General features: G+C 45.3%; 8 protein-coding genes. 4 read left to right on the top strand and 4 right to left on the bottom strand.

Annotated elements, in window-relative coordinates; all coding sequences use genetic code 11:
* Positions 1-104 precede the first annotated feature (104 nt).
* Positions 105-890 carry a hypothetical protein gene (locus tag OSCI_RS24075; RefSeq protein ID WP_007357796.1) on the bottom strand — a complete coding sequence of 262 codons (786 nt, stop codon included), beginning with the start codon at positions 888-890 and terminating at the stop codon, positions 105-107.
* A 276-nt stretch (positions 891-1,166) separates the two neighbouring features.
* On the opposite strand from OSCI_RS24075, the gene OSCI_RS24070 reads away from it, so the two are divergent.
* The 3 genes from OSCI_RS24070 to OSCI_RS24060 all read left to right on the top strand — a co-directional run bounded on the left by OSCI_RS24070 (position 1,167) and on the right by OSCI_RS24060 (position 7,717).
* Positions 1,167-5,273, top strand: a complete 4,107-nt coding sequence (locus OSCI_RS24070) for a type I polyketide synthase (RefSeq protein WP_007357795.1) — start codon at positions 1,167-1,169, stop codon at positions 5,271-5,273.
* Positions 5,274-5,393: 120 nt separating this feature from the next.
* Positions 5,394-6,830 (top strand): amidohydrolase family protein, encoded by a 1,437-nt coding sequence (locus OSCI_RS24065; protein ID WP_007357794.1) that lies wholly within the window; start codon positions 5,394-5,396, stop codon positions 6,828-6,830.
* A 53-nt stretch (positions 6,831-6,883) separates the two neighbouring features.
* Complete coding sequence (locus tag OSCI_RS24060; protein ID WP_007357793.1) at positions 6,884-7,717, top strand: 2OG-Fe(II) oxygenase; 834 nt, start codon at positions 6,884-6,886, stop codon at positions 7,715-7,717.
* A gap of 256 nt (positions 7,718-7,973) precedes the next feature.
* Here the strand turns inward: OSCI_RS24060 and arr are convergent, their stop codons facing one another.
* The 3 genes from arr to OSCI_RS24040 form a co-directional block, all read right to left on the bottom strand.
* Positions 7,974-8,444 carry an NAD(+)--rifampin ADP-ribosyltransferase gene (arr, locus tag OSCI_RS32520; RefSeq protein WP_407635873.1) on the bottom strand — a complete coding sequence of 157 codons (471 nt, stop codon included), beginning with the start codon at positions 8,442-8,444 and terminating at the stop codon, positions 7,974-7,976.
* Positions 8,445-8,953: 509 nt separating this feature from the next.
* Complete coding sequence (locus OSCI_RS24045) at positions 8,954-9,598, bottom strand: hypothetical protein (protein WP_007357790.1); 645 nt, start codon at positions 9,596-9,598, stop codon at positions 8,954-8,956.
* 95 nt (positions 9,599-9,693) lie between these two features.
* A complete protein-coding gene (locus tag OSCI_RS24040; RefSeq protein ID WP_007357789.1) occupies positions 9,694-11,253 on the bottom strand; it encodes a cytochrome P450 in 1,560 nt (519 codons plus the stop codon).
* 282 nt (positions 11,254-11,535) lie between these two features.
* On the opposite strand from OSCI_RS24040, the gene OSCI_RS24035 reads away from it, so the two are divergent.
* Positions 11,536-11,715, top strand: coding sequence for a helix-turn-helix domain-containing protein (locus tag OSCI_RS24035; RefSeq protein WP_007357788.1), 180 nt, complete (start codon positions 11,536-11,538; stop codon positions 11,713-11,715).
* Positions 11,716-12,088 lie beyond the last annotated feature (373 nt).

Raw genomic sequence — 12,088 nt, 5'->3', positions numbered from 1 at the left:
AAAAGAATTATCTCATAAATCACCGATTATGCGATCGCGTATCGTGTCCAGATTCTTTTGCTATACAACTTCTTTAACCTGGACATCATTTATGGAACGCAGCACTAAGAAAGTCGAAATTGATATAATTCCTGATAAATTTCATCGCAACGTTCACAAATATTGACAAGATGTAGCGGCAACGGCTCATCCTTAGCCTGATAGGGGAGAAAATTGGTAGAGCTTGCTACGGTGCTGTACCAAGGGGCTAGTTTTTCGTTCAACTCGACCTCCATGGGGGGCCAACTGAGCATAGCCTCAGTAAACTCAACCCCTACAGCCTGACAAAGCTTGGAGAGCATTCGCGGCGGATCGTTGAGCAGGTCATGTGCATCTATGACAGGCGGGATTGCTCCGCTCTTTTGATGTACATAGTCAAACAGCCGTTTTAATTCGATCCAGCCTGTTTCTTCAAAGGTAAAATGCGGCACAATCTTATGAAAAGATAAGAGCATTTCTTTGGGTTGGCGAATCAGAAAGCAGTTGGTGAAGGGCAAGATCCACTCAAGCCCCATTATCTCTTCGATTAAATGATACGCTTGATGCTTCTGATAGCAAATCGATTTCCCTTCGGGCAGGGGAGCCTTTAACAGCTCGATGATGTATTGCAAATTCTCTTCGGGTACGGGAGCCTTTAACCGCTCAATAACGTATTGCCAATCTGTGTAGGGCATTTGGCTAGAATCAAGATCCGCCCAAGTAAAGCCCAGATCCTTGCCTTTGATAAAGAGATAGGGAAAGGAGAGAATTTCATCAAAGACAGCGGTATCTGACCGACTCGACCAGGCTTGTAGCAACACTGTACCAAAACTGCGTGGCACAGACCACATTGCGATGCGTTTTTCTTGCATGATATGCTCCTTTACATAAGAATTACGACTTAACTTGCGTTTACTCTTCCGCAGGCTCAGCATATTTTTTAAGATAATTAACCCACTGTGCCAAACATTTGAAAAACGTTAGTCACGATACCATAAATCGTTACTTAAGAAAAGAAAATTTTACGGCAGATACGAACTTCGGCTCACCCCGTTAATGAATAAGAAAAGCTTATAATTGACGGGCGCGATCGCCTAATTTCAGACTCCACATTACCCCAGCGACGACTTTTGCAAGAGGTGTAATCAATGAATAATTTGCCAGAGAATCAGGTGACTTCTATAGTCAAGAAAGCATTGAATAAAATAGAGGAGCTACAAGCCGAGCTTGAACGTTTAAAATACGCGCAACGAGAACCCATTGCCATTATCGGAATGAGTTGTCGATTTCCGGGTGCGGATACGCCCGAAGAATTATGGCAACTGTTACGCAATGGGGTTGACGCAATTAGTGAGATTCCCAAAACCCGTTGGGATGTGGATAAATATTACGATCCGATGCCAGCCACACCGAACAAAATGTACGCACGCCATGCTGGTCTTCTGAAGCAGATCGATGGGTTCGATCCCGACTTTTTTCGTATCTCCGCGCGCGAGGCCGTTAGCTTAGACCCACAACAACGGCTGCTTTTGGAGGTGAGTTGGGAAGCATTAGAACGCGCTGGGCTGACAGGCAATGGCCTTAGTAAACAGACAGGGGTCTTTGTTGGCATCAGTGATTGCGATTATCGCGATCTGATTATGCGTAATAGTTCCGAACTAGATGTCTACTCTGGTTCTGGTAACTGCCATAGTACAGCCAGCGGTCGTCTATCCTATTATTTGGGACTTACTGGCCCCAATCTGGCTCTTGATACCGCCTGTTCATCCTCTTTGGTTTCTGTGGCATTGGCCGTCAAGAGCCTGCGTCAACAGGACTGCGATTTGGCCTTGGCGGGTGGTGTACAGACACAATTGGCACCGGATGGCTTTATCAGAGCCTGCCGATCGCGTATGTTGTCGCCTGATGGACGCTGCAAAACATTTGATGTGCGGGCAGATGGTTATGTCCGTGCTGAGGGATGTGGCATGGTAGTTCTCAAACGCCTATCCGATGCCATTACCGACAAGGACAATATCCTTGCCTTGATTCGTGGTGTCGCGGTCAATCACGATGGCTACACGAGTGGCTTAACCGTACCCAGCGGTCCTTCACAACAGGCGGTTATCCGGCAGGCATTAGCGGATGGTGGGCTACACCCAGATAAAATTAGCTACATCGAGGCACATGGCACAGGTACGTCATTAGGCGATCCCATCGAAATGGGTGCGCTTGGGCAAGTCTTTGGTCAACGCTCACAGCCGCTTATTATCGGTTCGGTCAAGACAAATATCGGTCATACTGAGGCTGCTGCTGGCATTGCTGGCCTGATCAAGGTTGTACTCTCAATGCAGCACGGTGAAATCCCACCAAACCTACACTTCCACCAGCCCAATCCTTACATTGACTGGGAGCGATCGCCAGTCAGCATCCCAACAGAAACAACATCTTGGTCTAGCAGCGATCGTTTTGCAGGAGTCAGTAGCTTTGGCTTTAGTGGCACAAACTCTCATATCGTACTAGAGAAAGCTCCAAACATAGAGCAACCTACTAATGATATTAATCAAACGCAGCATATTTTAACCTTATCTGCAAAAACACCCGCAGCCCTGCCAGAACTGGCTCAGCGTTATGCGGCTCAGATAGAAACCTATCCCGATGTTCGTCTGGCGGATATTTGTTTCACGGCGCATACAGGGCGCAAACATTTTAAACATAGGTTTGCGGTAGTTACGGAATCTCAAGAGCAACTGCGTTTGCAATTGGCAGCGATCGCGCGATCGCGGGGTGGGGAGCGAGAAGTCAAATCCTTACCAAAGATCGCCTTTCTTTTTACAGGCCAAGGCTCACAGTATGTGGGAATGGGTCGCCAACTTTACGAAACGCAACCTACATTCCGAGAAGCACTCGACCATTGTGACGACATCTTGCGTGCTGGCGCATATCTCGACCAGTCACTAATTTCGATTCTCTACCCAGAGGGAAAATCAGAAACCATTCACCAAACCGCTTATACTCAGCCCGCGCTTTTCGCTTTCGAGTATGCGATCGCGCAATTGTGGCGATCGTGGGGCATCAAACCAGATGTGGTGATGGGGCATAGTGTGGGTGAATATGTGGCCGCTTGTGTGGCGGGCATCTTTTCTTTAGAGGATGGCCTTAAACTCATCGCTACTCGTGGTCGTCTGATGCAAGCGCTACCTCAAGACGGAGCAATGGTTTCTTTCTTGGTAGATGAAGCTCGCATACAGGAGGCGATTACGCCTTACCGAGACGATGTGTCAATTGCAGCGATTAATGGGCGAGAAAGCGTGGTTGTCTCTGGCAAACGCATCTCTGTGATGGCAATTGCTGAACAACTCGCAACCGTTGGCATTAAGACACGCCAACTGACGGTATCCCATGCCTTCCACTCCCCACTCATGGCTCCCATATTGGATGAGTTCCGCCAGGTGGCAGCCAGCATCACCTATCACAAGCCGAATTTGCTGCTTGTCTCCAATGTCACAGGGAAAGTGGCGATCGCTGAAATCACCAGACCAGATTACTGGGTACGCCATGTGCGTGAGGCAGTGCGCTTTGCCGATGGGGTGAGGACGCTCCACGAACAGGGTATCAATATCTTTCTCGAAATCGGTTCCACAGCCACCCTGCTGGGTATGGCGCTGCGAGCAAGTGAGGAAGAGTCAACTGCCCCAGAAGGGACTGCTACTTGCTACTTGCCCAGTTTGCGCGAAAGCCAGAACGACTCGCAGCAGATGCTCTCTAGTCTGGGTGAGTTGTACGTGCATGGGGCTGACATTGATTGGGACGCATTTAATCGGGGATATCAACGACGCAAGGTGGTATTGCCAACCTATCCGTTTCAGCGACAACGTTATTGGCTTCCCGACTCTAATTTGGCACCAACCCAGTCAGCACAAAGCTTCGATCTTTCCAGTGCATCAGATCCCCTTCAACAAGCTCAGGACACTGCATCGCCACAAAATCATGGCGCGGTGTCCACTTTACTGATGGAATATTTGCAAGAAGGTGATGTCCACTCTTTGGTGGCGCTTTTGGACGGCGATCGCAAACTCTCTCCTGCTGAACGAGTTGCATTACCAACTATTTTGGAGCATTTGGTAGAGGAACAGCAGCGACAGGCAAGCTTGACCACAAATAGTCAAACACTTTTACAAAAAATAAGTCAAACTTCGCATCAGGAACGATATGAGATATTAAAGAACATTATCAAATCTGAAATCGAACCGATTATAGGAAGTGTTCCCGCCGACGAACAGAGGTTCTCCGATTTAGGAATTGATTCGTTGATGGCGGTCGAACTACGTAATAAGCTACGTTCTAGCACAGGGTTGGAACTGCCAGTGGCGATGGTTTTTGACTATCCCACGATTAAGCAGCTAGCCAGTTTCTTACTCGAAAGAATTGTGCCACAGGCAGACCAAGAGGAGGTTCTCATCGAATCCTCGGTTACTTCAAAACAGGACGCATTGGTTGAGGTGCAGTCTTTTGCACTCACCGAGCTGGGCTTGTCCCCTGCTTCCCTTCCCCTGCATCTTTATCCATGGACGGTTCGACCCGCAGTCATGGCAGATGTAGCAAGACTAAGCCAGCTTGAAAGGGAGGCGTATGGCTGGATTGGAGAAGATGCGATCGCGCCTCCCAAGCTCATTGCCGATCGGATCGATTTGCTCAACAGTGGTAATATGCCCTGGTTCTGGGTAATGGAGCGTAATGGAGAGTTGGGCGCGTGGCAGGTGCTACAACCAACATCTGTCGATCCATATACTTATGGAAGTTGGGACGAAGTGACTGACCAAGGGAGACTGCAAAAAACGTTCGATCCGAGTGGCCGCAATGTGTATATTGTCGCGGGCGGTTCTAGCAAACACTTCCCCACAGTAGCCAGCTACCTAATGACGCTTCAGACTTTGTTGATGCTGCGGGAAACTCGTCGTGACACAATTTTTGTCTGCCTAGCAATGCCAGGTTATGCCAAATACCACATTCAAACAGGGAAATCACCCGAAGAGTACATTGCGCTGACTGACAAGGATGGCATACCCATCGACGAGTTTATTGCACTTTCTGTCTATGACTGGCCTGTGCTCCCATCGTTTCGTGTTCTGCGAGATGGTTATCCACCTGACCGAGATTCTGGTGGTCATGCGGTTAGTACGGTTTTCAAGCTGAATGATTTCGATGCCGCGATCGAAGAAACATATCGTCGTATTATCCGCCATGCCGATGTGCTTGGTCTCGAAAGAAAGTAAGGTCTGAAAAAGTAAGGTCTGAATTTTGACTAGGCTTAGTGATGCAATTGATACGTACACAGTAATGGCCTGTATCTTTACCCATTACCATTCGCCATTTATAGATTAATAGAGGGTTTTATGACTAAAAAACAGGTAGATACATTAGCGATACACGCTCATCTCTTTACGATGCAGGGAACTGGTGTGGGGTATATTGCCGATGGGGCGATCGCGGTTGAGGGTAGCCGTATTGTAGCAGTTGATTCGACGGAGGCGTTGCTGAGTCGTTTTGAAAGCCACAAAACGATCGATGCGGTGAATTGTGCGGTGTTGCCTGGATTGATTGATGCTCACATACACACGACTTGTTCTCTTCTGCGTGGGGTAGCACAAGATGTAACCAATTGGCTGATGGACGCGACAATGCCTTATGGACTTCAGATGACACCCGCAGCGAACATAGCCGGGACGCGCTTGAGTGTGTTGGAAGGGCTGAAGGCAGGCACAACCACATTCGGCGATTCTGAGTCTCTTTACCCCCTCTGGGGAGAGTTTTTCGATGAAATTGGGGTACGTGCCATTCTGTCTCCTGCGTTTAACGCATTCCCACTCGACTGGTCGGAATGGAAGGAGGGAGACATCTATCCCTTTGATGTAAAGGCGGGGCGGCGGGCGATGGCAGAGGCTGTGGACTTTGCCTGTGCATGGAATGGAGCGGCAGAGGGACGTATCACCACGATGTTGGGACTACAGGCGGCGGATATGGTGCCGCTTGAGATGCTACGTGAAGCCAAGGAGATTGCACAACGGGAAAGCTTAATGCTGCATATTCATGTGGCGCAGGGCGAGCGGGAAACTGAACAAATTGTAAAGCGATATGGTAAGCGTCCGATCGCTTTTCTGGATGAGATTGGCTACTTGGACGAACAGTTGCTAGCGGTTCACCTGACAGATGCCACAGATGAAGAAGCGATACAAGTGGCCAAAAGTGGCGCTAGCATGGCACTCTGTTCGGGTGCTATTGCCATTATCGACGGTCTCGTGCCGCCCGCACACATCTTTCGGCAAGCAGGCGGCCCCGTTGCGATCGGTTCCGATCAAGCCTGCGGCAACAACTGTTGTAACATCTTCAATGAGATGAAACTGACCGCCTTATTCAACAAAATAAAATATCAAGACCCAACGATTATGCCTGCCTGGGAAGTGTTACGTATGGCGACCATTGAAGGAGCGCGGGCGATTGGTTTAGATCGCAAGATTGGCTCGCTTGAAGTAGGCAAAGAAGCCGATCTGATTTTAATTGATCTTACCGCTCCGAATCTCTCACCAACCCTGCTCGATCCAATTCGCAATCTCGTACCCAACTTCGTGTACGCTGCTTCAGGACATGAAGTTAAAAGTGTCATGGTTGCGGGAAAACTGTTAGTGGAAGACTACCAAGTTCTCACGGTAAATGAGGACGCTATTCTCGCTGAAGCGCAAGCGCAAGCGCAACAGCTTGAGCAACGGGTAAAAGCTGATTCCGCTCACCAAAAACTGGTATTGATGGAAGCGATGGCAAAGGGTACGTTATAGTATAAATGCCGATCTGCAACAACATTTCTGAATCAAAACTGGAGGAAAACCCAATGACTGTATATGAAAATAAGCTAGGTAGTTATAAAACAAATCAAGATGCCCTATTATCTGCGAAAAATCTCGAAGAATGGCATTTAATTGGACTTCTAGACCATTCAATAGATGCGGTAATCGTACCGAATTATTTTCTTGACCAAGAGTGTGCGATCATCGCCGAGAGAATAAAAAAGAGTAAGTATTTTAGCGCTTATCCCGATCACCCATCAGTTAGTCGATTAGGACAAGAGTTGTTTGAATGTGGTGAAAGTGAGCTTGCATTAGAAAAGCAGCAGGAAAAAGCACCTACATTGATGAAAGAAATGCGGAGGCTGATACATCCATACATAAGTCCAATTGATAGACTGAGGGTTGAACTTGATGATATTTGGAGTTATGGTTGCCATCTTGCAAAACTTGGGGATAAAAAAGTATTTGCTGGGATAGTTAGAGAGCATAAAGAAGATAGCCCTGGTGTACCACATTGTGATGTAATGGGATGGGGTTTTCTCAAATCCTATAAAGATAAGCCGAATCTTATAAATAACATCGCGGCAAATGTATATTTAAAAATGTCTGAATCAGGAGGGGAAATAGTGCTTTGGGATGAATGGCCAACTCAAAGCGAATATAAGATAGAACGAAATATAGACGATCCAGCTAGTGTCGGTGATAGCAAAAAGATCGGACAACCAAAACTTGAGATCAGACCGAACCAGGGAGATTTAATTCTTTTCAATTCAATGAGAATTCATGCGGTAAAAAAGATAAAAACGGGTGTGCGTATGACATGGGGATGTTTGATTGGATACTCTGGAACTGATGACCCGCTTGTTATTTGGACTTAATATTTAATTTCTTCGGATCAATACTTCGGACAGTTTTTAATATGCAACGGTAGAATGCGGGTTGTAGACTCCAAGATCGTCGCGTAGGCGTGGCAAGACATGGCCCCGGCGCAGAAGTGGGGGTTTGTTTTGCCCAACAGAGTACAACGCGAGCGCGGATTTCCGCGTTTTTGCTTATCTACGGCTTAACTTGCTAGAATATTCAAGGGCTTGGGGGGCGATCGCATACTCATACACTAATTATTATCTTCAAAAATTAATTAATAATTTCTCCTTTGTTACTGGCCAACTTTTCACGCCATTTTTGGAGATCTTCAGGTGTTTGTCTCACCCAATCTGTTACCTCGCCAACGATTTTTAATGGTGCGAGTGAGCGATAGGAGCGCGTTGGATTGCCCGGAAATTTTTTGTCTGTAACATTCGGGTCATTTTCAAACCCCCCTGTCGGTTCAACGATATAAACTCGTTCCCGTCCTTCGCCTTTTGCTAATGCAGCAGCAAGTCCCGCCCCATTAACAAGGGCTGTGAAATAAATGTGATTCATTTTGAGTTCGAGTTTGTAATTAGAACTGCCTCCGGCTGTCAGCAAATCGCCCACTTGCAAATCTGCTTTCGTCCCATGATAAAAGGGGCCTTTGTCAGAAGGTTTATCCTTAAACGAAGTTGCTAATTCATAATTCTTTTTTGCCTTGTCAGGTTCGTGTAAGTCCTCATAGCATTTGGCAATGTTTGAATATAGAGAAGGGAAAGCACTTTTAACAGTGTCGTTATTTATTTTTAATGCCAACTGCAAAGCTGTTTCGAGCCATTTTAATTTGTCGGAAACATCTTTTTGATATCGAGCTACATAATGGGCTGAAATAAATTTTTCAAAGTCGTATGTCGCTTCGTTCCAGGCTTGAAGAAACAGTTTACTTGCTTCTTCAGGTTTGCCTTTTTCTTCCATGCCCATACCTTGAAGACAGAGTTTAACAACATTGTTGTTTGGGTTGAATTCCATAATATCGAATTAATCTTAACGAACGGTAAGAATTGAGAAAATCTTGGACTGAAACCTTGGGTAAAGAACCTACGGATAAGGATTTTGCCCTGATCTCTCAAATTTTCTGGAATAACGAGACCTCAGCATTAGAGCGATACCTCTGGCTGGTTATGCTTTTTAAGCGCAAAAACGCGATAATCGCACTTTTGCGCCTTACCTTGAAGTTTTGACTTTGTTTAAGTCCCGATATTTAGTTACGGGCACCTACAGGTTCTAGTAGTAAAACATCTTTCAGCAGTACCAGTTCTATACCGACCTTTACTGTCGTAACATTGTGATTTACCCCGACATTCTAATTTTTCTTCGCAAACTACCTGACGTGGAAAAACACCCATATTTTGTACAGAAACTTGAGCCGTTAGCGAACCCTCTTCAATTACTTTATCATCTTCCTTAATTTGATAGAGTAACTTATTTTCACCTTCTAAAACTGCCAAATTTTTACCTTTATGTTTGTGGCTCAAGATCAACCCAAAATCTTCTGAAGACTCCCCTCGATCGTAACTTCTGTCAGTGTAAGGATAGGGGTTCGTTTCCATTCCCATAGTTACATTTGTAACGATCGCTCTTCTGTTAGGCCCCGGCGTAATTTTGCTGGAAACAAACCGAGCTTTTTGTCCCTCAGAATATGTGACAGTACCCGCACATTCTCCCACATATTCAACTCGTTTAAATTCGATCGAATTGATATTCAACTTATTGTCATTGAGTACCATCAACCTTGCATCTTCAGTCTGGGCACTAACTTTCAAAGCAGCTAATAGCACAAAAACCACAGCCAACAAAACCGTCGCAATTTTCCTTGATCTCAGACTATTAAAAAATCTTGTGCGTTTCATAAGACTTCCATCGGTTTGTTGTCAGAACTTGAGTCTTTAAAACTAAGTTAAGTGAATCGACACATGACAACCAAGAACGCCAGAAAGGTTTAGGCTCAGTTTCTCCCTCGAAAGCGCACTGGCATTCGATCTGACGGATAAATTAACAGGTTTTGCTGTAATTGTTCCAGAGAAGAACGACCGTTGACTAACTCCCAATCGAAATGGCGCACCAATAATGCTAACATCATCGTTCCTTCCAGCATTGATAGATGCTCTCCTAAACAACGATGCGAGCCTGAGCCAAAGTCTATCATTGGCAGTGAACTTGTTTCCTTATTCTTGTCTAGCCAACGTTCCGGCAGAAATTCCTCTGGGTTAGCATAAACTTCTGGATCTCTTCCGGCTGCAAGCATTGACCAGGATACTCTTGTCCCACGCGGAATCACTGTACCTTCAATTAGAGTATCCCGTTGAGCCTCCAATGAAGTTGAGCCGGAGGCAACTGAATAAAGGCGCAGTGTTTCTTTGATAATAGCACGAATATAAGCCAATTCTTTGAGGTTTTTTAGGTTAATCCCACTTTGTTTTTCCCAAGCTTGGTCAACGATATCTCGTGCTTGTTGAAATACTCTTTGATTTAAGCTCAATTCGCCAAGTGCAAAGGATAAAGTATGGGCTGTGGTGTCAGTTCCAGCTATTAATAGTTCAATCGATTCTGATATTAAGGTTTCGCGATCGTATTTTGGTTCTTTAGCGGCGACTTTGACTAACATTGATTCCCTAAACAAACTACTGACTTGTGGGAAATCAGTTTGATTTTGTTCTCTCATCTGTAAAGCTAAGTCTACGCGGGGAGTAAGAAATTCCGTTAAATACCGCCTTGCTGCCCAATAATCCCGTGAATTCTGAGTTGGCAAATATTTCATCCATCTTTTCTCCCCCGTAGCTTGTCGCAGGAAACGATAGCCTACAATAGACATCGCTTCGTATACCTTGCTAACTTCCAGGGGGTGTCCTTCCTGACTGGTACTATTTCTATCTACAGGAATACCTAGTACAAAAGAGGAAATCACCCTCATTGTTAGTTCCACAAACAGAGGATCTACCTCTACTTCTTTTGGGGATGCAACTTGTTTCAGTGTCTCAATGACTTGTTCGCAAGCTTGGCTAATTATTTCCAGATATTTGGAAATATTGCTCGAACTAAATTCTGGATTCCAAGCCTGGCGTCGCCACTGCCACTCCGTTGCAGTTTCTCCGAGCATAATAGAACCGCTGATATCGTTCCATGCTTGACGTAATTGCTTGGATCTAATTAAGCTACCATCTTTCATCCCATTGATAATAGTATCTTCAATTACTTTTGGTTTACTTAAAATGACAATTGGAGTCCTGCCATTCCAGATGACGTACATCGGGCCTAGCTGCTGGCTCCAATCAAAAAATTGCTGAAATAATTTCTTCTGTTTTACTGCTGCTAATATTTGTGGCAGATTTCCTAACACCCAATATTGGGGAGGCGAAGGGAGTGATTGTAGCGATTTATACGTTTCCTTTCCTTTCCACCATCGCCAGCTCAGTACAGACGCTATGCTAGTAACGCCTAATACTATTCCTAAATATGACAACAAGGAAGAAGAACCATTTATTTGAGAAGTAATGCTTTGAAACATAAATCCGCCCAAGTCTATCCAAAGTTTTTTATTCCCATATACTACCTTGAAATGGAGATTAACGCTCTTTTGTCACTAAGGGCGGAGGAAAAGTGGAAATCAGCACCATCTTCAATTACAGGAAGGACTCCAGAAAACCGATTCCTAAAAGTAATTAATCGATTGAAGCCCCCATGCCATTTTTAACTTTGCCCAAATTCCCGATGTATTTTCGGCTCACATAGATAGTGAAGAAGAGCGAACACTTTGGGAATTAAGAAGAGGAAAAATATTCCTCAAAGGATGAAAGCTCGGGCTGAAGCTGTGCGATTATCAGCTCAAGGGTGGCGAGTTGAAAAAATCAGCCACTATTTGAAGTGTTCGCCAAGCACAGTGTGTTCAACATTACATCGATGGCAAGAAAAAGGATTAGCTGGTTTGTGGGCGCAAGTATGTTACACCTGGGCAAAAAAAGTGAATTAGCAATCGCTGTCATAGAAGGAGTTGAAGCCCGATATAAACAAGATTGCTATGAAGTAAAAAGGTATCACTTCCATAGAGAATAGTTCTGTCTTTTGTCGATAATAAAGTGCTTTTTTCGGATACCTTAATCTTTCTTTACACAGCCTCTAATTAGGGCTTGCTGAATAAGTTAGGAAAAATCGCGTAGGCGAAGCCCGCCGCAGGCATCGCTCTTGATGGGCAATTCAAGCGGGAGCGAAACATAACTTTTTGTTGACTATAGCTTGCCCAGTTATAGCTTTTAATAATCATTGAACCGTAAATAGGTGTGATTTTCGGTTGGTGATATAAAAACACACAAAAAACCTGTCTTAACCAGGTAGAAAGGTTCATT

This window comes from Kamptonema sp. PCC 6506 (genome assembly GCF_000180455.1).
Lineage (GTDB): Bacteria > Cyanobacteriota > Cyanobacteriia > Cyanobacteriales > Microcoleaceae > Kamptonema > Kamptonema formosum.
Note: the sequence above shows the minus strand (reverse complement) of the source record. Positions and strands in the feature narration are given on the sequence as shown.